The organism is Halopseudomonas oceani, assembly GCF_002903165.1.
Taxonomy (GTDB): domain Bacteria; phylum Pseudomonadota; class Gammaproteobacteria; order Pseudomonadales; family Pseudomonadaceae; genus Halopseudomonas; species Halopseudomonas oceani.
Genome location: NZ_PPSK01000004.1, coordinates 243,446 through 266,963 on the forward strand (window position 1 = coordinate 243,446; position 23,518 = coordinate 266,963).

Annotated in this window: 25 protein-coding genes; 10 read left to right on the top strand and 15 right to left on the bottom strand. The window is 60.5% G+C overall.

Annotation, left to right across the window (positions count from 1 at the left end; all coding sequences use genetic code 11):
- From C1949_RS06725 to fabI, 4 genes are read left to right on the top strand one after another with little or no spacing between them, the layout of a single operon-like run.
- Complete coding sequence (locus tag C1949_RS06725) at positions 1 to 1,074, top strand: microcin C ABC transporter permease YejB (RefSeq protein ID WP_104737700.1); 1,074 nt, start codon at positions 1 to 3, stop codon at positions 1,072 to 1,074.
- A 1-nt stretch (position 1,075) separates the two neighbouring features.
- Entirely contained in the window at positions 1,076 to 2,107 is a 1,032-nt protein-coding gene (locus C1949_RS06730) for an ABC transporter permease (RefSeq protein WP_104737701.1), read from the top strand.
- 1 nt (position 2,108) lies between these two features.
- Entirely contained in the window at positions 2,109 to 3,743 is a 1,635-nt protein-coding gene (locus C1949_RS06735) for an ABC transporter ATP-binding protein (protein WP_104737702.1), read from the top strand.
- 13 nt (positions 3,744 to 3,756) lie between these two features.
- Complete coding sequence (fabI, locus tag C1949_RS06740; RefSeq protein WP_104737703.1) at positions 3,757 to 4,551, top strand: enoyl-ACP reductase FabI; 795 nt, start codon at positions 3,757 to 3,759, stop codon at positions 4,549 to 4,551.
- Between the two features lie 74 nt (positions 4,552 to 4,625).
- Here fabI and C1949_RS06745 read toward each other — a convergent pair whose 3' ends face one another.
- Entirely contained in the window at positions 4,626 to 5,834 is a 1,209-nt protein-coding gene (locus C1949_RS06745) for an ammonium transporter (protein ID WP_104737704.1), read from the bottom strand.
- A 397-nt stretch (positions 5,835 to 6,231) separates the two neighbouring features.
- Here C1949_RS06745 and C1949_RS06750 point away from each other — a divergent pair, with 397 nt between their 5' ends.
- Positions 6,232 to 7,395 (top strand): EAL domain-containing protein, encoded by a 1,164-nt coding sequence (locus tag C1949_RS06750; RefSeq protein WP_104737705.1) that lies wholly within the window; start codon positions 6,232 to 6,234, stop codon positions 7,393 to 7,395.
- Positions 7,396 to 7,402: 7 nt separating this feature from the next.
- Here the strand turns inward: C1949_RS06750 and C1949_RS06755 are convergent, their stop codons facing one another.
- From C1949_RS06755 to C1949_RS06770, 4 genes are read right to left on the bottom strand one after another with little or no spacing between them, the layout of a single operon-like run.
- The gene (locus C1949_RS06755) at positions 7,403 to 8,716 is read right to left on the bottom strand and encodes a sensor histidine kinase (protein WP_104737706.1); all 1,314 of its coding nucleotides are present in this window, start codon (positions 8,714 to 8,716) and stop codon (positions 7,403 to 7,405) included.
- Positions 8,716 to 9,384 (bottom strand): response regulator transcription factor, encoded by a 669-nt coding sequence (locus C1949_RS06760; protein ID WP_104737707.1) that lies wholly within the window; start codon positions 9,382 to 9,384, stop codon positions 8,716 to 8,718. Before C1949_RS06760 ends, C1949_RS06755 begins: the two co-directional genes overlap by 1 nt.
- 3 nt (positions 9,385 to 9,387) lie before the next feature.
- A complete protein-coding gene (locus C1949_RS06765; protein ID WP_146040298.1) occupies positions 9,388 to 9,726 on the bottom strand; it encodes a PepSY domain-containing protein in 339 nt (112 codons plus the stop codon).
- Positions 9,692 to 10,003 carry a PepSY domain-containing protein gene (locus C1949_RS06770; protein ID WP_104737708.1) on the bottom strand — a complete coding sequence of 104 codons (312 nt, stop codon included), beginning with the start codon at positions 10,001 to 10,003 and terminating at the stop codon, positions 9,692 to 9,694. The genes C1949_RS06765 and C1949_RS06770 overlap by 35 nt, the downstream gene beginning before the upstream one ends.
- Positions 10,004 to 10,101: 98 nt before the next feature.
- Between C1949_RS06770 and C1949_RS06775 the strand changes: the two genes are divergently transcribed.
- Together C1949_RS06775 and C1949_RS06780 are read left to right on the top strand one after the other, a co-directional pair.
- The gene (locus C1949_RS06775; protein WP_104737709.1) at positions 10,102 to 11,181 is read left to right on the top strand and encodes a patatin-like phospholipase family protein; all 1,080 of its coding nucleotides are present in this window, start codon (positions 10,102 to 10,104) and stop codon (positions 11,179 to 11,181) included.
- Positions 11,178 to 11,843 (top strand): class I SAM-dependent methyltransferase, encoded by a 666-nt coding sequence (locus C1949_RS06780; RefSeq protein WP_211287095.1) that lies wholly within the window; start codon positions 11,178 to 11,180, stop codon positions 11,841 to 11,843. The genes C1949_RS06775 and C1949_RS06780 overlap by 4 nt, the downstream gene beginning before the upstream one ends.
- On the opposite strand, the gene C1949_RS19755 is transcribed toward C1949_RS06780, so the two are convergent.
- The 8 genes from C1949_RS19755 to C1949_RS06820 all read right to left on the bottom strand — a co-directional run bounded on the left by C1949_RS19755 (position 11,830) and on the right by C1949_RS06820 (position 16,866).
- A complete protein-coding gene (locus tag C1949_RS19755; protein ID WP_104737711.1) occupies positions 11,830 to 12,051 on the bottom strand; it encodes a cysteine-rich CWC family protein in 222 nt (73 codons plus the stop codon). The genes C1949_RS06780 and C1949_RS19755 overlap by 14 nt on opposite strands.
- Complete coding sequence (locus tag C1949_RS06790) at positions 12,051 to 12,665, bottom strand: ImmA/IrrE family metallo-endopeptidase (protein ID WP_104737712.1); 615 nt, start codon at positions 12,663 to 12,665, stop codon at positions 12,051 to 12,053. Before C1949_RS06790 ends, C1949_RS19755 begins: the two co-directional genes overlap by 1 nt.
- A 15-nt stretch (positions 12,666 to 12,680) precedes the next feature.
- Positions 12,681 to 13,262, bottom strand: coding sequence for a GNAT family N-acetyltransferase (locus tag C1949_RS06795; RefSeq protein ID WP_104737713.1), 582 nt, complete (start codon positions 13,260 to 13,262; stop codon positions 12,681 to 12,683).
- Positions 13,263 to 13,282: 20 nt separating this feature from the next.
- The gene (locus C1949_RS06800) at positions 13,283 to 13,795 is read right to left on the bottom strand and encodes a C40 family peptidase (protein ID WP_104737714.1); all 513 of its coding nucleotides are present in this window, start codon (positions 13,793 to 13,795) and stop codon (positions 13,283 to 13,285) included.
- A 108-nt stretch (positions 13,796 to 13,903) separates the two neighbouring features.
- Positions 13,904 to 14,575, bottom strand: a complete 672-nt coding sequence (locus C1949_RS06805; RefSeq protein WP_104737715.1) for a DNA-3-methyladenine glycosylase I — start codon at positions 14,573 to 14,575, stop codon at positions 13,904 to 13,906.
- 15 nt (positions 14,576 to 14,590) lie between these two features.
- Positions 14,591 to 15,415 carry a tRNA 2-thiocytidine(32) synthetase TtcA gene (gene ttcA, locus C1949_RS06810; RefSeq protein WP_104737716.1) on the bottom strand — a complete coding sequence of 275 codons (825 nt, stop codon included), beginning with the start codon at positions 15,413 to 15,415 and terminating at the stop codon, positions 14,591 to 14,593.
- A gap of 119 nt (positions 15,416 to 15,534) precedes the next feature.
- Complete coding sequence (locus C1949_RS06815; protein WP_104737717.1) at positions 15,535 to 16,134, bottom strand: Yip1 family protein; 600 nt, start codon at positions 16,132 to 16,134, stop codon at positions 15,535 to 15,537.
- A gap of 141 nt (positions 16,135 to 16,275) precedes the next feature.
- Positions 16,276 to 16,866, bottom strand: a complete 591-nt coding sequence (locus tag C1949_RS06820) for a DNA-J related domain-containing protein (RefSeq protein WP_104737790.1) — start codon at positions 16,864 to 16,866, stop codon at positions 16,276 to 16,278.
- Positions 16,867 to 17,021: 155 nt separating this feature from the next.
- On the opposite strand from C1949_RS06820, the gene C1949_RS06825 reads away from it, so the two are divergent.
- Positions 17,022 to 18,872, top strand: coding sequence for a choice-of-anchor I family protein (locus tag C1949_RS06825; protein WP_104737718.1), 1,851 nt, complete (start codon positions 17,022 to 17,024; stop codon positions 18,870 to 18,872).
- Positions 18,873 to 18,945: 73 nt separating this feature from the next.
- Here the strand turns inward: C1949_RS06825 and ggpS are convergent, their stop codons facing one another.
- On the bottom strand, positions 18,946 to 21,219 hold the full coding sequence (gene ggpS, locus C1949_RS06830) for a glucosylglycerol-phosphate synthase (RefSeq protein ID WP_104737719.1): 2,274 nt from the start codon (positions 21,217 to 21,219) through the stop codon (positions 18,946 to 18,948).
- Complete coding sequence (locus tag C1949_RS06835; RefSeq protein WP_104737720.1) at positions 21,197 to 22,528, bottom strand: MFS transporter; 1,332 nt, start codon at positions 22,526 to 22,528, stop codon at positions 21,197 to 21,199. The genes ggpS and C1949_RS06835 overlap by 23 nt, the downstream gene beginning before the upstream one ends.
- A 222-nt stretch (positions 22,529 to 22,750) precedes the next feature.
- Here C1949_RS06835 and C1949_RS06840 point away from each other — a divergent pair, with 222 nt between their 5' ends.
- Complete coding sequence (locus tag C1949_RS06840; protein WP_104737721.1) at positions 22,751 to 23,044, top strand: hypothetical protein; 294 nt, start codon at positions 22,751 to 22,753, stop codon at positions 23,042 to 23,044.
- Between the two features lie 5 nt (positions 23,045 to 23,049).
- Positions 23,050 to 23,517 carry a flavodoxin family protein gene (locus C1949_RS06845; protein ID WP_104737722.1) on the top strand — a complete coding sequence of 156 codons (468 nt, stop codon included), beginning with the start codon at positions 23,050 to 23,052 and terminating at the stop codon, positions 23,515 to 23,517.
- The last annotated feature ends 1 nt before the right edge of the window (position 23,518 follow it).

Consider the following 23,518-nt stretch of genomic DNA (forward strand, 5'->3'; position numbering starts at 1 on the left):
ATGCTCGCCTATATCGTCCGTCGCCTGCTGCTGATCATCCCTACCCTGTTCGGCATTCTGCTGATCAATTTCCTGATCATTCAGGCCGCCCCCGGTGGCCCGGTCGAACAGATGATTGCCAACCTGGAAGGCTTCGAAGGCGGTGCCACCAGCCGCGTATCCGGGGGCGGCAGCGAGGTTGCCAGCGGTGGCAGCTACCGTGGTGCACAGGGCCTGGACCCGGACATCATCGCCGAAATTGAGCACATGTACGGTTTCGACAAACCGGCTCCCGAACGCTTCTGGCAGATGATCAAGGGGTACCTGCAGTTCGACTTCGGCGATAGTTTCTTCCGTGATGCCAAAGTGACCGACCTGATCATCGAGAAGATGCCGGTGTCGATCTCGCTGGGGCTATGGACCACCCTGCTGACCTACCTGATTTCGATCCCGCTGGGCATCCGCAAGGCAATCAAGCACGGCTCGGCCTTCGACGTCTGGACCAGTTCGCTGATCATCGTCGGCTACGCCATTCCGGGTTTTCTACTCGCGATCCTGCTGATCGTGGTGTTTGCCGGCGGCAGCTATCTGGACTGGTTCCCACTACGCGGGCTGACGTCCAACAACTTTGACCAGATGAGCACCGGAGAGCAGATCCTCGATTACTTCTGGCACCTGGTGCTGCCGATCTTTGCCATGGTGGTCGGCAGTTTTGCCACCCTGACCATGCTGACCAAGAACTGCTTTCTCGACGAGATCGGCAAGCAGTACGTAGTCACTGCCCGCGCCAAGGGCCTGTCCGAAAACCGGGTACTCTACGGCCACGTATTCCGTAACGCGATGCTACTGATCATTGCCGGGTTCCCCTCTGCGCTGATCAGCATTTTCTTCACCGGCGCGCTGCTGATCGAGGTGATCTTCTCGCTCGACGGCCTGGGCCTGCTTGGTTTTGAAGCAGCCATCAACCGCGACTACCCGGTCATGTTCGGCACCCTGTACATCTTCACGTTGGTCGGTCTGGTGGTAAAACTGATCGGCGATATCACCTACACCTTGGTCGATCCGCGGATCGACTTTGACAGCCGGGAGGGTTGATATGCGCCTGCTTACCCTCTCCCCGCTCAACCAGCGCCGCTTTGCCCGCTTCCGGGCCAACCGCCGCGGCTGGTGGTCACTGCATATCTTTATGGTGCTGTTCGTACTCAGCCTGGGCGCCGAACTCATCGCCAACGACAAACCACTCGCGGTCGGCTATCAGGGCGAGTTGTATTTCCCGGTATTCAAGCGCTACCCGGAAACCGCCTTTGGTGGCGAATTCCCGATCGAAGCGGACTACCGCAGCCCCTACGTCAAACAGCTGATTACGGAGGATGGCGACGGCTGGATGCTCTGGCCGCCAATCCCGTATCACTACGACACCATCAACTACGACCTGCGCGTCCCGGCACCGGCACCGCCGTCGACCGACAACTGGCTGGGCACCGACGATCAGGCCCGCGATGTGATGTCACGGGTGATCTACGGCTTCCGCATTTCGGTGCTATTTGCCCTGACCCTGACCATCCTCAGCTCCATCATCGGCGTGATTGCCGGTGCAGTTCAGGGCTTCTACGGCGGACGCATCGATCTGATCGGGCAGCGCTTTATCGAAGTCTGGTCGGGCCTGCCGGTGCTGTACCTGCTGATCATCCTCGCCAGCTTCGTACAGCCGAACTTCTGGTGGCTGCTGGGCATCATGCTGCTGTTTTCCTGGATGGCGCTGGTCGACGTGGTGCGCGCCGAATTTCTGCGCGGCCGCAACCTGGAGTATGTGCGCGCCGCACGCGCGCTGGGCGCCAGCAATCAGACCATCATGTTCCGCCACATCCTGCCCAACGCCATGGTCGCCACGCTGACCTTCTTCCCGTTCATTCTGACCGGCGGCGTTATCACCCTGACCTCTCTCGACTTCCTCGGCTTCGGTCTGCCGCCGGGTGCGCCGTCGCTGGGCGAGCTGATCGCCCAGGGCAAATCCAACCTGCAGGCCCCATGGCTGGGGATCACCGCCTTCGTCGTACTGTCGCTGATGCTCAGCCTGCTGGTGTTTATCGGTGAGGCCCTGCGCGATGCCTTCGACCCAAGGAAATGAGATGAGCGAACAACCGTTGATCAGTATCCGCAATCTCAGCGTCGCCTTCCGTCAGGGCAACGATCAGACCATGGCGGTCAAGGATGTCAGCTTTGATATTCGTCCGGGCCAGACGCTGGCACTGGTCGGCGAAAGCGGCTCTGGCAAGTCCGTAACCGCCCACTCCATTCTGCGCCTGTTACCCTACCCGACCGCATCACACCCGAGCGGCGTCATTGAGTTCAGCGGACAAGACCTGCTCAAAGCAGACGAAAAAACCCTGCGCAAGGTACGTGGCAACCGCATCTCGATGATCTTTCAGGAACCGATGAGTTCACTGAACCCACTGCACACCGTGGAGCGCCAGATCGGTGAGGTTCTGGCGCTGCACAAAGGCCTGAACAAGCTCCAGGCGCGTGAACGCACACTGGAGCTGCTGGATCTGGTGGGCATTCCGGAGCCGCGCAAGCGATTAGGCGCCTACCCGCACGAGCTGTCCGGCGGCCAACGCCAACGGGTGATGATTGCCATGGCGCTGGCCAACGAGCCGGAACTGCTGATTGCCGATGAACCGACCACAGCACTCGACGTGACCGTGCAACTGAAGATCCTTGAACTGCTGCGCGAACTGCAGCAGAAATTGGGCATGGCATTGCTGCTGATCAGCCACGATCTGAATCTGGTGCGTAAAATTGCCCACCGGGTATGTGTCATGTACCGCGGTAACGTCGTCGAAGAAAATGACTGCGCTACCTTGTTCAACTCTCCGCAGCACGAATACACCCGTCAGCTGCTCGCAGCCGACCCGCGTGGAGAGCCGGTTGCCGTTGATCCAGACGCCGCCGAGATTCTGCGTGCAGAGCAGTTGCGAGTCTGGTTTCCGATCAAGAAAGGTGTGCTGCGCCGTACGGTAGACCACGTCAAGGCCGTCACCGACATCAGTTTCAGTCTGCCCCGGGGCCAGACGCTGGGCATCGTTGGCGAAAGCGGCTCGGGCAAGACGACGCTGGGTATGGCGCTGCTCAGACTGATCGACAGTCAGGGCCTGATTGAATGTGACGGCACGCGGATCGATGGTCTCAGTCAGCAGCAGGTTCGTCCGCTGCGCCGCGAGCTGCAGGTGGTGTTTCAGGACCCGTATGGTAGTTTGAGCCCGCGCATGTCAGTGGGTCAGATCATCAGCGAAGGGCTGGAGATCCACCGCATCGGCACGGACGAGGAGCGCGAACAGATGGTGATTCAGGCGCTGGAAGAAGTCGGCCTGGATCCGGAGACCCGCCACCGCTATCCGCATGAGTTTTCCGGCGGCCAGCGGCAGCGGATCTCGATTGCCCGGGCACTGGTGCTCAAGCCCAAGCTGATCCTTCTCGACGAACCAACGTCGGCACTGGATCGCACCGTGCAGGGCCAGGTGGTTGAGCTGCTGCGCAGTCTGCAGCAGAAGTACAATCTGACGTATTTGTTTATCAGTCACGACCTGGCAGTGGTCAAGGTTCTCAGCCATCAATTGATGGTGATCCGCCAGGGCGAAGTAGTCGAACAGGGACCGGCAGGCGAAATCTTCGCTTCACCGCAGCATGACTATACCCGTCAGCTGCTGGAAGCGGCCTTTGCCCTGCCGCAAACCGATAACAGGGCCGATACGGCCATGCACTAAACAGGAAAGTACTATGGGATTTCTCAGCGGAAAGCGCGTACTCATCGTTGGCGTAGCCAGCAAACTGTCCATTGCCTCCGGCATTGCCGCGGCCATGCACCGCGAGGGCGCCGAACTGGCCTTCACCTATCAGAACGAAAAGCTGAAAGGCCGGGTTGAAGAATTCGCTGCCGGCTGGGGCTCCGGTCCTGAGCTGTGCTTCCCGTGCGATGTCGCCGATGACGCCGAAATCGAGCAGGTGTTCGTCGAGCTGGCCAAGAAGTGGGACGGTCTGGACTGCATCGTGCATTCCGTTGGTTTCGCCCCGGGCGACCAGCTGGACGGCAACTTTGCCGAAGTCACCACCCGCGAAGGCTTCCGTATCGCCCACGACATCAGCGCCTACAGCTTCGTCGCTCTGGCCAAGGCCGGTCGTGAAATGATGAAAGGCCGCAACGGCAGCCTGCTGACCCTGTCCTACCTGGGCGCCGAGCGCACCATGCCAAACTACAACGTGATGGGCATGGCCAAGGCCAGCCTGGAAGCCGGTGTTCGCTACCTCGCCACCAGCCTGGGCCCGGAAGGCACCCGCGTCAACGCGATCTCTGCCGGCCCGATCCGCACCCTGGCCGCTTCCGGCATCAAGAGCTTCCGCAAGATGCTGGCCCACAACGCCGCGCAAACCCCGCTGCGTCGCAACGTCACCATCGAGGAAGTCGGCAACGTCGGCGCCTTCCTCTGCTCCGACCTGGCCTCCGGCATGTCCGGGGAAATCACCTACGTTGACGGTGGTTTCAATATCACCGCCATGGGTGGTCTGGAGGAGTAAGGGGCTACAGCCTCAGCCCGCATTACGGGCAATAAAAAACCGGGCCAAGGCCCGGTTTTTTATTGCCGAAGTCCTCAGTCCTCCGAGGTCGCTCCAATCTTGTGGATCGACAGATCGGCTCCCTGATATTCCTCTTCATCGGTGAGGCGCAAACCGGCAACCGTCTTGATCACGCCGTAGACCAGCAGGCCACCGGCAAAGGCAACAACAACACCCGCCAACGAACCAATCAGTTGCGACAGGAAGCTAACCCCACCCAAACCACCCAGCGCCTGGGTGCCAAAGATGCCGGCCGCAAGGCCGCCCCAGACGCCGCACAAACCGTGCAACGGCCAGACACCCAGGACGTCATCGATCTTGAAGCGGTTCTGGGTCAGGATAAAGGTCCAGACAAACAGGCCACCAGCGACCGCACCGGTTGCCAACGCGCCCAGCGGGTGCATCAGGTCGGAGCCGGCGCAGACAGCGACCAGGCCGGCCAACGGACCGTTGTGAATAAAACCGGGGTCAGCACGCCCCACCAGCAGCGCCACCAGGGTGCCACCAACCATCGCCATCAACGAGTTGACTGCCACCAGACCGCTGATCCCCTCCAGCGTCTGCGCCGACATCACGTTGAAGCCGAACCAGCCAATGGTCAGAATCCATGCGCCCAGCGCCAGAAACGGAATATTGGAGGGCGGCATCGCGACGACGTGACCACCGCGATAGCGCCCGTTACGCGCCCCCAGCAGCAATACCGCCCCCAGCGCAATCCAGCCACCAACAGCATGCACAACAACCGAGCCGGCAAAGTCATGGAAGCCAGCACCAAACTGCGCTTCCAACCAGCCCTGGAAGCCAAAATTGCCATTCCAGACGATGCCTTCAAAGAACGGATACACCACGCCAACAATCAGCAACGAGGCGCATAGCTGCGGCGCAAACTTGGCACGCTCGGCAATACCACCGGAGATGATCGCCGGAATGGCGGCGGCAAAGGTCATCAGAAAGAAGAACTTCACCAGCGCATACCCGTTGTTTTGGGCCAAGGTTGCCGCATCGGAAAAGAAGGTTGCGCCATAGGCAATCCAGTAGCCGACGAAGAAATAGGCAAGGCACGAAATTGCAAAATCACTAATGATCTTGGACAGTGCATTGACCTGGTTCTTTTGCCGAACCGTACCCACTTCTAGAAATGCAAAGCCGGCGTGCATGGCCAGAACCATGATCGCGCCCATCAGAATGAACAGGGTGTTTGCACCGTGGATCAGGGTTTCCACGGCGCTGTTAAGGTTTTCCATTCAAGCAGCCTCTATCAAATCAGAAAAATGCACCCGTTACGTGCGCAAAACCAAATATCGAACCAATCCAGTGCACATCGAATTTTCCGATGCAGATGGACCTGTCGAGCGCGCACGCCGAGCAATCTGAAATAATTTTTATTTTTCAAATAGTTGTATGCCATTTTCGACCAAGAACCGATAAAGTCAGCACCAAATTGATGCAACAGAAAAGACATAACTCCCTGCAATAGTGCAATCGTCATACCAAAAGCGCAGAATCATGCACTGAAAGCGCACAATGACAGTGTTGTGACAGCGAGAAGCTGGCCCGACATCCGTAAACCGGCTGTTACAGGTGGTTTGGCTATAATCTTGCATACCATCAGCGCTCGATGTCCCGACCCCGGAGAAGAACGTGTTTACTGGACAGCCACTGCCCTACTTCCAACCCCTGATCGATACTGCAACAGGCCGTATCGCCGGCTACGAGGCGCTGGCACGCCTGCGCGACGATGAGGGCAACATCTGCAGTGCTGGTCCGCTGTTTACCGACCCTGAGGTCTCCCAAGCCGAGCTGCTGGAACTGGACCGCAGCATTCGTCGCCAGGCCCTTGAACGCTTTCGCGACACCCCCGAGGGGTTCCTCAGCCTGAACATCTCTCCCGCCTGGGTCAGTCAGTTGGAACCGGGCCAGCCGTTGCCTAGCCTGCAGCTACTGGAAGAGCTGGGGCTGCCAACCGATCAAATCGTCTTCGAGATCACCGAGCTGCAAGGCAGTATCGAGCAGCTGCGGGATGTGGTGCAGCGCTACCGCGCAGCAGGTATTCGCATTGCGATTGATGACTTTGGTGCCGGTTACTCGATGCTTGATCGGGTGCTGGCTCTGGAACCGGATATCCTCAAGCTGGACATCCAGCTGTTCCGCCAGGCCGCGGCAGGCAACAGCAACAGCGGCGACTTTGTCCGTGCGCTTGCGCTGATGGCAGAAAAGAGCGGCTGCTGGATCATCGCCGAAGGGGTAGAGACTGAGCAGGAGCTGCACTTCGCGCTGGAATGCGGCGCCCGCTACGTGCAGGGTTATCTGTTTGGCCGCCCGGAAGAGAACTTTCTGCCCAGCGATGCCGTGCAGCAACAGTTTTCAACCATGCGCGACCACTACGTGCATGCCAAGTTGGCCGAGCGCGAGAAGTTGGCGGGCCTGCGAACGTCGCTGGCCGAGCTGTTCGCCGAGCTGCGCCTGTGGCTCAGTCGCGGCGCCCTGCCTGCACATCTGCCCAACCCGCGGAACTATCCCTGGCTGCTGCGCTGCTTCCTGTGCGATGCCGAAGGCACACAGATCTCACCCAACTTCGATTGGCGCGGTGACGCCTGGCACACCGACCCTCGCTACCTTGATCACAACTGGTCATGGCGGCCGTACTTCTATCAGATTCTCGCTGAAGCTGGCGAAGACAGCCGCGTGATCCTATCGAACCGCTACCGAGACGCCACGACCAACCAGTATTGCATGACCTCAGGGCTGTTCATCGATGACAGCCGCCACCTGCTGCTTGTCGACATCGACACGTCATTCCTCTGACCGCCGTTCACTGCCGCTCACGCGGCAGTGAAAGCACCACCAGAAGGCCGCCCTCAGGTGCCTGCTCCAGTCCGAGGGTTCCCTGATAGGCAGCGACAAGATCACGCACGATGGCCAGACCAAGGCCATGTCCCGGCGCTTGCTGGTCCAGCCGAGTGCCACGCCCCAGCACCTGTTCACGTGCAGCGTCATCAATACCAGGGCCGTCATCAGCCACCTCCAGCCGCAGCTGTTCAGCATCCAGCTGCCAGCTCAGCCGTACTCTGGAAGCCGCCCACTTGCAGGCGTTATCCAGCAGATTGCCCAACAGCTCAAGCATGTCCTCTCGATCAAATGGCCAACGCGCCTCTGAATCACCATCAAGCGTTACCGTAGGTGTGCTCGGGTAAAGGCTGGCCAGCGTCTGCACCAGCGCGGGCAGGTCTGTAGCGGGGTCAAAGCGCTGACCGCGTGACTGATCCGGAGCCAACCGAGCACGCTGCAGACTGCGCTCCAGCTGGCCACGCATACTTTGAAGCTGCTGTTGAAGTTCCGCCAGTTGGTCCGCCGGCAGTCGCTCAGCGAGACTGTCGAGACGGCTCTCAATAACCGCCAGCGGGGTTTTCAGCGCATGACCAAGATCACCCGCACTATTGCGCGCACGTGTCAGCAACGCCTCGATCTGTCGACCCAAATGGTTGATCTCAGCAACCAGCGGCTGTAATTCGTCCGGCACCTGCTCGGTCAATTGCAGTCGCTCGCCGCTGCGCCACTCGGCCAGCTCCTGCTGCACCCGCCGCAGTGGCAACAGCGAACGACGTAACAGCCATTGCTGCAGCAGTACCGCAAGCAGAATCACTGCCACCGCCAATCCGCTGATCCACCAGCTGGCCCGCCGGAACTCGCTGAGCAGCGGTTGGTAGTCGACGGCAACACTGATGGTCACCAGCTCACCCGCCTTGCGATACTGGCCAGACCAAACCAAAAGCTGCTGGCCCTGCGGCCCCTGTAACAGCTCACCTTGCAGGCCGTCGCCGGATAGAGGCAAACGGTGATCCCAGAGTGAGCGGGAACGCCATTTCTCCCGCCCCTGCACCACGAAGTAGCGCCCGGAATAGGGCCTGCGGTAATCCGGGTCGACCTTATCCATGTCGAGATAAAGGCCGTCGCTGCCTTCCGTCAAGGCGGCCAGCAAGCTGTCGGTCTCGCGCTGCAGCAACAGTGTGATGTAGTTGCGCTGGGCCCGGTCATACAACCAGGCGCTGCCTTGCACAATCAGCAGCACACTGCATAGCAGCAGAGGCACCAGAGTTACCGCTAGCCGGCGACTGATTGACCGCATCACGCCACTCCGACCAGAACGTAGCCCTGGCCGCGGCGGGTTTCGATAGCCTCGCGCCCAAGCTTGCGACGCAGATGGTTTATCAACACTTCGATGACATTGGAATCGCGCTCGTCCTCATAGTCGTACAGGTGCTCTGCCATCCGCGTCTTGGACAGCACCTTGCCCGGATTTAGCATGAAGTAACGCAGCAGCTTGAACTCACTGGCCGACAGACTGATCGGTTCAGCTGTGCCCAAGGTCACCTGCTGGTGGGCTTCATCCAGCCGCAGACCAGCCGCACTCAGCAGCGCTTGTGGCTCACGACCGTGCGCACGACGCAGCAGAGCCTGCACCCGTAGCAGCAGCTCTTCGTTGTGAAACGGCTTGGTCAGGTAGTCATCCGCGCCAGCCTGCAGGCCCTCGACTCGCTCGGTCCAGCGGCTGCGCGCCGTCAGAATCAGCACCGGCAGGGTGCTACCGGCAGCACGCCAACGGCGCAGCACCTCCAGGCCATCCAGGCCGGGCAGTCCCAGATCCAGAATGGCCAGGTCGTAAGGCTCCTGCTCACCCAGCAGCGCTGCATCGCGACCGTCTGTACGCCAATCCACCGCGTAACCCGCGCGCTTGAGCACCGTATTCAGGCTGTCTGCCAACGCGACATTGTCCTCAACCAGCAGCAGCCGCATCAGTCAGTCGTCCTCTTCCACATCGAGCAGCTCTCCGCTGACCGCGTCATATTCCAGTTCCATGATCCGTCGATCACGGGTCACGACTTCCAGTTCATAGATAAAACGCCCGTCATCGAGTTCCAGTTCGGCCTCCAGAAAGTGGCCGGGAAATCGCATCAGGGCGTCTTCGATAAGTTGTGGCAGCGGCAGAATACGCCCCTGCTCTGTCAGCAACAGCACCTCGTCCTGACTGAGGTCCCGCGCTGCTGCCACAGCGGGCAGCAGCGCCAGAGAACTTAACAGCAGGGCTGACAGGAACGACCTGTCAGTCGTCGCGACGGTGTTCGAGCACGTCGCCATTGGACGCATCCAGGTCAATATCCCACTCCTGCCCTTCGGCATCGCGGATTTCGACTTCGTAGACATAACGGCCATAGTGCTTATCCAGATCGGTGTCAGTGATGGTACCCGGCTGTACCGACAACGCCTTTTCGTTCAGGCTTTCCAAGGATTGAATGGTACCCTGTTCTACCAGCGTACCGACTTCATCCATACGCACATCGTCATCAGCCAGCAGCGCAGAGCTGCCAAGAGCCAGGATGGCAGAACAGGACAGGGCGACAAGTTGTTTGTACATGTTGATTTCCTCCGTTGCGTTTAGACAGTTTCAGACTATAGCGTTGAGCTGAAACCAACCTTAAAATTGGTCGCGCACTCTAAGGGACTCTGTACCACATGACAGCTATTCATGTTTCTGCTCCGGCATTGACGCTCCGGGCAGGACACCGTGCCATCGAGCATATCCGCGCAAACGGCCTGCAGCCAGCAGACGTACACATGATTCCGGGCGCCGCCGGAGGCCCCAAGGCACTGGGTATTCAAGGGCTGGATCTGGCGCTGTTTGGCGAATGGTTGCCCAGGGCGCCGCAACCACGCAGCCTGATCGGCGCGTCCATCGGCAGTTGGCGTTTTGCCAGCGCCTGCATGCCTGACCCGGTGCATACCCTGCGCCAGCTCGGCGAGCTGTATACCGCCATGCGCTTCCCCAAGGGTGTGACCATCCAGACCATCAGCGCCGCCTGCGGCGAGATGATCGATGAGTTGCTGCAAGGTCAGTTCGAGGCCATCCTCAGCAACCCCAACTACCGTCTCAACATCGTTGTCGTAAAGAGTCTTGGCCTACTGCGTCACGATTCCCGCGCCCGCCTCGCGCTTGGACTCGGCGGCGTGATCGGCGCCAACCTGCTGGGTCGCCGTCACCTTGGTCGCTTCTTCGAGCGGGTGATCCTGCACGACCCGCGGCAGTTGCCGGAGCTGGAAGAGTTGCATGACTTCACCAGCGCACATGTCGAGCTGACTCCCGATAACCTGCGCTCGGCGCTGCTGGCGTCCGGATCCATTCCAATGGTGATGGAAGCGGTGCGCGAGATTCCCGGTGCCGCGCCCGGTGTATACCGCGATGGAGGCCTGCTCGACTATCACCTCGACCTGCCTTACACCGCACCCGGCGTTATTCTCTATCCGCACTTCATCGATCGTGTGGTGCCCGGCTGGTTTGACAAGACCATTCCCTGGCGCAAGCACAACGCCCAGCAACTGCGAGACGTACTGCTGCTAGCGCCCTCACCCGAGTATCTGGAACGCCTGCCCCACCGCAAGCTGCCGGACCGCAAGGACTTCAACCGCTACGTGTATGACAACGACGGCCGCGAGAAGTACTGGCGCAAGGCAATGAGCGAAAGCCAACGCATGGGCGAAGAGTTCCTCGAACTGGCCGATTCCGGACGCCTGATCGACCGACTCAAACCGCTGTGAGCCAACCGCACGAGGCTATGCCCTGCCCGCTCTGCGCGGCACCTGCTCACTGGCTGCTGGATGACCGAAAGCGCAGCTACTGGCAGTGTGAAAAGTGCCTGATGGTGCATGTACCAAAACGCTGGCAGCTGAGCGCCGAGCAGGAAAAGGCCGAGTACGACCGCCACGAGAATCACCCCGACGATCCGGGCTACCGACGTTTTCTCTCCCGGCTGGCCGAGCCGCTACTGCAGCGTCTGCCAGCCGCCAGCAGTGGACTCGATTTCGGCTGCGGCCCAGGCCCCGCGCTGGCCGTGATGTTGCGCGAGCACGGCCATCAAGTTGCCCTGCACGATCTCTACTACCATCCCAACCCCGAGGCCCTGCGCCAGCAATGGGATTTCATCACCGCAACCGAGGTAGTCGAGCATCTGGCCGCTCCGCGTGAGGTGCTTGAGCAGCTGTGGCAGTGCCTGAAACCAGGTGGCTGGCTCGGCCTGATGACCAAGCGGGTCAGCAACCCCGAGGCCTTCAGAACCTGGCACTACAAGAGCGACCCAACCCACATCAGTTTTTTCAGCGAACAGAGTTTCCGCTGGCTGGCGACGCGGTGGCAGGCAGAGCTGGAGGTGATCGGCGCGGATGTGGTGCTGCTACGTAAACCGATGCTCAACGCAGGCTGAAGCGCTCAGTAAATCCCTGCGGGTCCGCCTGAAAGGCACGAATGCACGTCTGGCAGACGCACACGCGGTTGCGCAGCGCGGCCGGCACCAGTACCAACATGGCTTTAGGCACCTGCAACGTAAAACACCAGCAGGCACCGCTGTCCGCTGTACAGGCGTTGCTACCGCCGCAGAATGGACACGCACCGGAGTTAGCGTTGCCCCTCATTAGCGAGCCACACCGTTGACCGGTCCGGTCGGGCTGGGGCAAAAGCACGCCGCGTTACGTGGCAGAGGCGCAGCCAGGTGGCAGGCGCCGATCGGCGTCGCACAAGCACTGGCCGGCAGATACGGAGTGAAATCAAAGGGTACTCCTGCACAACGGGCAACGGTCTGTGCGCGTTCAAGGCCGGATGGATAGTTGCCCTGCATCAGCGGCCCCTGACTGGCGAACTGGTGGATAGTACGATTCAGATCGGCGTACTCACGGGTCTGTGACAACGCTGCCGCTGCCCAACAGTCAGCTTCCAGCTCCTGCGCCCGGGTAGCCCAGAACTGCTGAGTCCGAAACCACATCCCCTGCGGCGTCACGTGGCCGCTGCGGTGGTGACCACACTCATGGGCCAAGGTAAATACGCGGGACATCGTCCAGTTCGCCATAATGCCCGGATCGGCATAGATAACCGGCCCCTGAGCATCCATCGCCGCGGAAGCCATCTGTGGATTGGGCGTCACAATGACGCGGATACCGCAAAAGGCATCCCAACCGGCAAACATCGCTTGCGCCTGCGCTCCGCCGGCGAGCAGAAAAAACAACACAATCCAGGCAAGTTTTCCAGCCATCCCTGACGCCTCGAGTCAGCGAGCCAAGCGGCTCAACAGGTTGTTCTTCACCGCCGGCCATTCGCTGGCGATGATCGAGTAGACCACCGTATCGCGAATCGACCCGTCAGCCAGAATCTGATGGCTGCGCAGCACGCCATCCTGTTTGGCCCCCAGACGCTCTATCGCGGCTCTTGATGCCTGATTGAAGAAATGCGTACGAAATTCGACTGCGATGGCCCCTGCGTTCTCGAACAGATGCCCCAATAAGAGTAGCTTGCTTTCGGTATTGATCGGGGTACGCCTAGCTGCATCGGCATACCAGGTGTAACCAATCAACGCGCGACGATTGACGGTATCGACATCATAGTAACGGGTACAACCCACAATCTCTCCACTGGCCAGACTCCGCACCGCATAGGCAAGATTGCCCTGCTCTGCGCCCAGCATCGCCCGCTCGACGTATTCAGGCATCGCAGCAGGCTCAGGCACGCTGGCATACCAGAGCTTCCAGCCCTCACCGTCGGTCACCGCCTGCTGCAGCGCAGCGGTATGCTCCCGCTGAAGGGGCTCAAGTAACACATGCTGACCCTGCAACGGGCCCGAAGGAATAAACATGCAAACTCCCGAAAGACGGATCAGCGGCTGCCGATAACCCGGCGAGCGCCCTTGAACGAGCGCTGCCAGAAAGAGGAATCCAGCTCATCGACCCGCACGACACCACCGGTGCTGGGCGCATGCAGGAAGCGCCCCTCGCCGATGTAGATGCCTGCATGGTTGACCCTGCCGCCGTTCATTGCAAACAACACCAGATCGCCCGGCGCCAGCGCATTCTCTGGCGGCCTGGAGACCTTCATGTTGTAGAGATCAGACGTCGTGCGCGGCAGGCTGACACCGGTTGCTTCGCGGTAGACGTACTGGATCAGGCCGCTGCAGTCGAAGCCGGTCGAAGGCGACGTGCCGCCCCAGCGGTAGGGCGTGCCAACCAGACTGAAGGCCTGAAATACCACATCGTTGCGTGCCACTTCATCGCTGTCAGGCAGCGACTGAACCGGGGTTGGCAAGGAGACGCTGACCGGCGCCTTGGGCGCACTGGAGCACCCTGCCAATAATGCAGCAACAAGCAATGTCAGCAGTCCAGCGAGCCGCATCCGGCCACCTCCAGCACAGGGGTTCTGATCAAAAAATGCACCGGGAACGACCCGAGGTCAAGAATTTACTTTAACTTCATATGGCAAGCGATCAGCTTTTATGAAGATTCAGTGATTTACTGTGAGCGCCAGCATCATTGATAACTGACACAGTGGCCTGCCGCTTTCAGAATGCCACTGGTTGAACGCCGCCTGTGCCGCGGCCTGATCCCGCTGACTGGTCGGCGCCTTGTCGATAATGCCCTGCGCCTTGAGCGCGGCAACCACGTCATCGGTGGCAACCCAGGTATCCTTGCCGACCATTCGCAGCAACCGCGGTGCCGACTGGCCGCCAAGCTGGGCGCCGCGCTTGGCCAGCAACCGCCAGAGGCCAATGATGTCCTCAACCGGCCAATCGGCGATCAGGTTACCGACCGAGCCATACTCGGCGCGCAGATCGAGCACCAGTTGGGCATTGCGCGGCACACTCCGCAGCTTGCCCAAGTGACGGATGATCCGAGTATCAACCATCAAACGCTCAAGGTGCTCAGCACTCATCAGCACCACTTTTTCCGGATCGAAGCCGAAGAACACCTCTTCAAAAGCGGGCCATTTGGCATCGACCAGACTGTGCTTGAGGCCTGCCCGAAAGACACGCAAGGCGATCAGTGAAAGATAGCGGTCATCGCTGATCGCACGTAGCTGCTCGGCCGCCTTCGGCTGCGGCAAACGGGCTTCCAGTGCCTCGGCAGAACCAAAACGGTTGAGGCAATACTCGTGCAACCAGCGGTAATCCTGCATCGGCTAATCCTGAAATCAGAGGTTCATTACATTCAGGACGCGGGAAGCGGCCTGCTCGTCGATACGCAGGCCAGCAAAATCAAAGAGCGCGGTGTCGGCTAGCTGCGACGGCTGGACATTCTTCAGGGCGCGAAAGATATTCTCAACCCGCCCCGGGTTAGCCTTCTCCCAGCCCTGCAGCATGTCCTTGACCACCTTGCGCTGCAGATTTTCCTGCGAGCCACACAGATTGCACGGAATGATCGGGAAGTTCTGCAGAGTCGCGTAGGACTCGATATCCGCTTCGTTGCAGTACGAGAGCGGGCGAATCACCACGTTGCGACCGTCGTCCGAGCGCAGCTTTGGCGGCATCGCCTTGAGATTGCCGCCAAAGAACATGTTGAGGAAGAAGGTCTCAACGATGTCGTCGCGGTGATGCCCGAGTGCCATCTTGGTCGCACCGATCTCGTCGGCGAAGGTGTAGAGGTTGCCACGGCGCAGGCGCGAGCATAGCGAACAGGTCGTCTTGCCCTCCGGAATCTTTTCCTTGACGATCGAATAGGTATCACGTTCGAGGATGTGATACGGCACGCCAATGCTGTCCAGATAGGCGGGCAGCACCTCTTCCGGAAAACCCGGCTGCTTCTGGTCCATGTTAACCGCCACCAGCTCGAACTTGATCGGCGCGACCTTCTGCAGGTACAGCAGCATGTCGAGCATGGTGTAGCTGTCCTTGCCGCCGGACAGGCAGACCATCACCTTGTCGCCGTCCTCGATCATGTTGTAATCGGTCACTGCTTCGGCAGTCAGGCGACGCAGACGTTTCTGCAGTTTGTTCTGGTTGACGCTCAGGTGGCTCATGGACGGGGTACCGGCTCGGCAAAAACGCGCATTCTACTGAAATCTGCTGTACATAAAAACAACAACCCCCGACAGCAGCGCTGACGGGGGTTGTTGCTGGCTCAGGCAGGCCGGATCGATCAGCGCAAGTAGACAGGCCCTACGCCGAAGCCCCAGAAGATCACCGAGGTAGCGATCATGGCGACCAGCACCACGAGCCCAACCGCGAGTACGGAGCTTGAGAACAGAAATCCCTCATCACTGGGGATCTCCATGAAAATGGGAATGCCCTGATACAGCAGATAGACCGTGTAGGAAATCGCAGCAGTCCCCACCAACATGCCCAGCCACAAACTCGGATAGAGCGCGGCGAGACCGGCAACAAACAAAGGCGTAGCGGTGTAGGCCGCAAAGATCACACAGTCGTTGAAACTCGGGCTAGCATCATAGGTACGCGCCATCCAGTGAATGAAGGCGCCCATCACGGCAACGCCAGCCAGCATCGCAACGTACGACAGTACCGTCAGTTGCAGCGCACTGGCCTGCGTCAGTTTGACGGCGTCTTCCGTACCGATCGCCCACCCCACCTGGGTGGTGCCGATATAGGCTGAGACGACCGGAATGGCGGCTAACACCAGCACGTGGGTAAGATACATGTGCCCAATGCTTTCGTCCTCGCCCTTGATTTCTTTCCACTCCTCGTCGGGATGAGTGAACAGCCCCACTACGTGATGGATCATGGTCTGACCTCCTAATTATTATTCGCCTCCGCGCAGCATCCGCCGCCGGAGAGGGCGGGCGCGGGTCTTCCCCGGGCCCTGACTTGACTATAGTCAAAAAGCGTTTGAAGTAAGCGGGTTTGCTTAGAGAGATTGGCGACTTCAGTTTTTGCCGTAATAGCGTTGCAGAATTAGCATCGCCTGATTGATCTCCTGCGCGCGAGCGGTACTGCCGCCGCGATCAGGGTGGTGCTGACTGAGTAGCCGCCGGTACTGGCGTCGACACGCCGCAGCGTCAGCGCCCTCCTCGAGTTCAAGGACAGCCAGCGCGGCGCTGACCTCGGGTTCGGAAACGCTGACCCGGCCCCGCCAGAAGCTGTCAATCAGCCGCTCCACATCATCCCGGTTGGTATCGCGCCAGTGATCCCAGTCCAGGTAGTAGCGTCGCAGCGGATCATCGACCTGCAGCCCGGCCATACCCGGCAAGCGCGGTCGCAGCTGAATTTTCAATGCATGAATGTCCAGCGCCAGCCCCTGCTGAGCCACCTGATCGGCCAGCCGATAGAGCTGATGAAACAGCAGAAAGTGCAATCGAAAGAGCTGCAGCGGATCGCGCAGCGCGCCGGGTTCGGCAAACAGCGACGCCGGAAACTCTGTCGCCAGCGCCTGCAGCAGCGCATATTCGCTCTGCCCGGCCGGATGAGCGTGCAGCAGCCGCAGCAACACATCATCAAAGTCCGCGGGTAAGAGCATGTCTGGGTGCAGTTCAATCATGGACCGAGTGTAACAGAGAGCCCTTTTCCGGCCGTTACTCGCTGTCATCACTTTGCCATCAGAACGACAATCTCCTGTCATCGCCATTACGTATCAATGTCATCTCCCTATAAACCAACAACAGGCAGTTGACGATGAAGAAATGGATGATGGCAGCGACCAGCGCCGCCCTGCTGGCAACCCTGGCTGGCTGCAAGAGCAGCAGTGATAACAACGACGCGCCCGCGGTGGTGACCCCCGAGAGCATCACGTTGAGTTACCTGGGCCGCTACAGTGCAGGCATCTTTGGCCAGAGCGCAGCCGAAATCCCGGCCTTCGACCCGGTCAATCAGCGCATTTTCATCGTCAACGCGCAAAAAGGCGCCGTCGACGTGCTCGACGCTGCAGATCCAACCAACCCGGCCCTGCTGCAGGAGCTGAACGTCGAGGCCATCACCCAGGGTGCGGTGGTCAACAGCATCGCTTACAAAGGCGGCTATCTGGCGGTCGCCGTTGAAGCGCCAACCAAAACCGACAACGGCTGGGTCGCCTTGTTTGACGCCACCAGCCTGGAAATGCTCGGCTATGAACAGGTCGGCGCCCAGCCGGACATGGTCGCCTTTACCCCGGATGGTCAGTACGTGCTGACCGCCAATGAAGGCGAACCGAACGATGACTACAGCGTTGACCCTGTCGGCTCCATCAGCATTCTGAGTGTCTCCGACGAAGGGCTGGTTCAAGTTCGCACCGCCGACTTCAGCGCCTTTAATGCCCAGGTCGATGCCCTGCGCAGTGCCGGGGTCCGCATCTACGGTCCGAATGCCAGCGTCGAGCAGGATCTGGAGCCCGAATACATCGCGATCTCCAGTGACAGCAGTACAGCCTGGGTATCACTGCAGGAAAACAACGCCCTGGCCAAGGTTGATATCGCGACGGCTACGGTCACCGACATCCTGCCACTGGGCTACAAAGACCATGGCCTGGAAGCAAACGGCCTGGACGTGAGTGACTCCGACGACGCCATCAATATTCAGAGCTGGCCAGGCGTGCTCGGCATGTATCAGCCCGACAGCATCGCTGCCTATGAGGTTGGCGGCGCAACCCTGCTCGTCACGGCCAACGAAGGCGACTCCCGCGCCTGGGGTGAAGATAACCAGGACTACTGGGACGGCGATGACAGCAAGGGCTTTGTCGAGGAGTTTCGCGTCAAGCATCTAGTTCACGCCAACGGTTTTGACCGTCGTGCTGGCGACGACCTGCCGCCGCAACTGCGCGCACTGGCCGCAGGCGCCCTGCTCAACCCGACCACCTTTGCCTACTGCGGTGCGACCGCCGCTGATCCGGGCGACTGCCGTGCCGATGAAAACCTCGGGCGCCTGACCGTGGCCTGGACCGACGGCTACCGTAAGGACGTCAACGGCAATCCGGTACTGTTTGATGCCGCAGGCAACGAAAACCTCGCGGGTGACCGCCTGATGTACGACAACCTGTACGCTTACGGTGCCCGTTCGTTCTCAATCCGTGACGCCGACGGCCAACTGGTCTGGGATTCCGCCGACAAGATTGAACAGTACTTCGCCAGCGCAGAATGCATGCTCGGGGCCAACCGCGACATTCCCTGCACCGACTACTTCAATGCGACCCACGACGAAGGCGACACCTTCGACAACCGCAGCGATAACAAGGGGCCGGAACCGGAGGGCGTGACCGTCGGTAAGCTCGGCAACAAGACCTTCGCGTTCCTCGGTCTGGAGCGCGTCGGCGGCGTCATGGCCTGGGATATCACCGACCCGGCTGCCCCGTTCCTGGTTGACTACCTGAACACCCGTGAAGACTGGACGACGGAAGATCCGTCCACCGTGCTGGCCAACGCGGGCGACCTCGGGCCGGAAGGTCTGGTGTTTATCCCGGCGGAAGATTCACCGAACGGTGAGGCACTGCTGGTGATCGGCAACGAAGTCAGCGGCACCACCGCGGTCTATCAGGTCAATCAGGTTTTGAACTGAGTAGGCAAGGCCGGAGCATTCTGGCCACCGCAACACACCCTGCCGACCCGATATGCGGTCGGCAGGGCTGGCTTCAGGCCACCTCTCCTACTCCTTCCTGCAGCAGCAATTGGCCGTCCTGCCCCTGTCGCACCGCCTGCAGGAACTCATCACCCCAGCGACGAATATCGTTGTACTGCACCACGCCGAACAATTCGCGCAACCGTGCCAGGCGTTCTGCCTTGCCCAGCGTCAGACCGATATAGAGGGTATCGCGCAGGTCATGCGGATCATGCGGATTGGTCAATAGCGCCCCATGCAGCTCCGCTGCCGCGCCAGCAAACTCCGACAACACCAGCACACCGCTGCCCTGACACAAGCCCTGGGTCGCAACGTACTCCTTGGCAACCAGGTTGAGGCCGTCACGCAGCGGCGTGATCCACATCACGTCGGCCATCAGGTAGTAGGCCACCAGATCCTCGAACGGCACCGCGCGGTAGAAGAACTGCACCGGCGTCCAGCCAACTCGCGAAAAGCGCCCGTTGATACGACCAACCGCCTGCTCAATCTGGCTGATCAGCTCGTCGTAAATGGTCATCTCGCGGGCCGCTGGCACACAGATGGTAATCAGACTGACCTTGCCGACTAGCTCCGGGTGCGCCTCCAGCAACGCTTCAAAAGCCAGCAGCTTGGCGTAGGTACCCTTGGTGTAATCAAGCCGCTCAACCGACAACACAACGCGAATACCTTGCAACTGATCACGCAGCTCAGCGATCAGCTGTTGGCAGTGGTCGCTGTCGATCACATTCTGCACCCGGCCAATGTCCAGCCCGACCGGATGGGCACCCAGACCAATCTGCCGACCATGCACGCTGATGCGGGAGGTCATGCGATCCAGCCCAACCGCGCAACCATAGGTGAGATAACGCGGCGCACAGCCCCTCTCTTCCAGCACCTCCAGCGGTGCCACGCCACGGGCGACATCGACGAAGTTCTCCGCCTGACGGGGAATGTGAAAACCGATGTAGTCACACTGCAGCAGGCTGCCGATGATCTCGCGCCGCCAGGGCAGCACGTTGAATACGTCGGCCGAGGGGAAGTAGGTGTGATGAAAAAAGGCGATATTCAGATCCGGGCGCAGCGGCCGCAGGAACGCCGGTACCATCCACAGGTTATAGTCATGCAGCCAGACCACGGCGCCCTCTGCCGCTTCCGCCGCCGTACGTTCGGCAAACAGGCGGTTGACCTTGAGGAATACCGCCCAGTCTTCCTCGCGGAACACCGCTCGTTCCCAGAAGGTGTGCAGCGTCGGCCAGAACGCTTCCTTGGAAAAGCGCTTGTAGAACACGTCCACATCGTCCTTGCTGAGCGCGACCCGCGCCGCCACCAGATTCGGGTAACGCTCGGCATCTACCTTGGTATGCACCTCGAAGGCCTCGCGCTGACGCGGGTCGTGAATCGACCAGGCCACCCAGGAGCCGGGCTGGTCGCCACCAAAAAAGCTCAGCAAGGTCGGCAGAATGCCATTGGGTGAGGTTGGCGGGCGGCGCACCAGCTTGCCATCCTCGATGACTTCTTCGTAGGGCAGACGGTGGTAGACCATCACCAGGTCCGCCTTGCCCTTGATCTCCAGATCCCGCAGTTCGGAATCCACCCCCAGCGGGCCAAGAAAGCCGAAGTGTGAGACCGCTTCCAGAATCCCGCCGCAACCACTCAAGCGCGCATGCAGCACTTTGGCCCGGTCGGCGGTGGCTTCCAACAGCCCTTGCTCGGACTCGCCAACACACACGCCCATGAAGCCCTGCTCGTACATCGACAGATCATTCAGGGTGTCGCCGGCCACCAGTACCCGTTCCATCGACTCACCAAGGTGCTCGACCAGCCGGCGCAGGGTGCTGCCCTTGTTGACGCCCAGCGGCAGACAATCGAGATACATGCCCGCCGAGAACAGCAGATCGCAGCCCAAATCGGCCGCCGCCTGTCGGACCCGATCGGTCACCGCGCCCGGTTCACAGAACCAGGAGCAGCGCCGCTGCTGCGGCACCTCCTGGCGATCCAACCCGGGGAACATCGCCATCCGCTGCGCCACAACCTGCTCTCCCGGCCAGCGCTGCTCAATCTCACTCTGAACCGGATAGACCGGCTGCAGCGTTTCACCATCGACCACGGTCGCACCCACATCACAGATGATGTAGTCCGGCCGTGGAATGGCGGGATCAGAGAGCAATGGCACCACGACCTCCAGCCCTCGCCCGGTCACGAACACCAGAGTGATACCCGGGTGTGCGTTGATCAGTTGATACAGGCGCTGCCGGTTGTCCGGATCGCCTGCCAGAAAGGTTCCATCAAGGTCGGTTGCCAACATCATGGGCATCATCTCCATCTTGCTGCTCGGATTCATCGCGGGCGACCTCCCGGCCGTCCACGGTTTGATTGCTGCCTGCTACCTCTTCACCACTTGCCTCTTCCAGCATCATTTCCAGTACCGCTGTCGACGTACGGACCATCGGCACCTGATGCGCCGCGCCATCAACGATGCGATCGTCGCCCTGGCGTAGCTGGCGCAAGGCATAGACGGCAATCAGCGAGAACATCAGGGCAAAGAACAAGGGCAGCGCCTGCGCCGCCGTGATGCCCATCAGGGCGCCAGCCAGCGCAGGCCCAACGGCCGCGCCAAGACCATGCAGCATCAGCAGCGCGGCGTTGCCTGAAAGAATATCTTCCTGGTGTAAATGATCGATCAGATGGGCCACCACCGCCGGGTAGACCGAAAAGGATCCGGCGCCGAAGATCGCCGCACCGACCAGCAGCCACAGTCCGAACGGACCAAGCAGCGCCATCAGCACCCCGCCCACCGCCGCTACGCTGGCGATAACCGCCAGCGCCCGACGTCGGTCGATGCTGTCGGACAGCCGTCCCATCGGCCACTGGGCCAGCGCCCCGGCAAGGATGACCAGCGAAACAAACCCGGCAATCTGCGCGGTGTCCATCTCCATGCGCGCGGCATAGACCGCCCCCAGGCCCCAGAACCCGCCCATACCGAGACCGGATAACACCGCGCCAGCGCAGGCCACCGGCGCGGCCTGCCAGAGGCGCTTGAGCGATAACGGTGGATTGTCCTGAATCAGCGGTTGCGAAAGCCGGGTCGCCGAAACGGGCATCACCGCCAGCACGATAAAGGTCGCCGCTACCGCAAACAGGGTAAAGGTCAGCGGGCTGTCCCAGTTCAGCATCTGCTGGGCCAGCGCCAGCGCACCAAGGTTGACCGCCATGTAGCAGGCAAACACCTGCCCGCGGCGCTCCGGCGGAGCCTGGGTATTCAGCCAGCTTTCGATCACAGTGTAGATACCCACCAACGCGACACCGGTTATCACCCGCAGCAGCAACCAGAGGCCGGGTTGAATCCACAGCAGGTGAATCAGTACGCAGGCCGCTTCGGCGGCAGCGAGAAAGGTAAATGCACGCACATGCCCCATGCGCCGAATCAGCCGCGGACATAGCCAGGTGCCGAGAATGAACCCGGCGAAATAGGCTGAGCCGAGCAGGCCCAGAGTCTGATCACTGAATTGCTCGGCACTCCCCCGCAAGGCCAGCAGGGTGTTGAGCAGTCCGGTACCCAGCAGCAGCAACGCTATGCCGCAGAGCAGTGCCGCAATGGGCAACAAAAGCCTGATCATGGAGCCGCGTCTCCCAAATGGTGGATCGGTTCCAGGCAGGGTATGTGGGTGCAAATAGGGGTCTTTCTGACCCGCGGATATTTATATTCAGCTGTAAACACCCTACCCCAATCCGCCCCCGATGACCAGCGCCGGGCTCAGGGTGATATTCGCCGGTTTGCGCGCCCGGACCATCGGGTTACACTCGTCGAAAGGTTCACCCGTTGAGACCCAGAGTTCCCTATGGCCACACTGAAAGATAACGTTCGCACACTCTGCACCCCGCTGCTGACGCCGTTGGAAAAGGGTGATGCGCCCTTTCACTACGCACCCAAGAGCCGCCTGATTCTGGTCATCATGTGCACGCTGTTCCTGACGATCGCCATCGGCCTGGCGGTGCTGCTGCCCTCCGGCAGCGATCCGTTCTTCATGCTTCCGGTCGCCGTGTTCGGCCTGATCGGTCTACTCGGGCTGCTGATCGCCTGGGTGGGTACTGATCGTGCCGTGTCCCGCCTGTGGAACAGCCGGCAAGGTTGAGTGCCATGAGTCGCAAGCAGCTACTGATCGTCGCCCACGCGCCCTCGCCTAATACCCGACGACTGGCTGAAGCGGCGCTGCGCGGTGCCAGCCATGCCGATATCGAGCAGGTGGACGCGCGCTGGGTACCGCCGCTTGAGGCGCAACCTGACGACGTGCTGGCAGCCGATGCCATCCTGCTCGGCACCACGGAAAACCTCGGCTACATGAGCGGCGCGCTCAAGGATTTCTTCGACCGCTGCTACTATCCGGTGCTGGAGGAGAAACAGGGACTGCCGTGCGCGCTATATATCCGCGCCGGGATGGATGGCACCGGCACGCGCCGCGCCGTCGAATCGATCGTGACCGGGCTGCGCTGGAACTGGGTACAGCAACCCCTGACCCTGCGCGGCGACTGGCAGGAGAAATTTGAGCAACAGGTGGAAGAACTGGGGCTGTATCTGGCTGCCGGTCTCGACAACGGGGTGTTCTGAG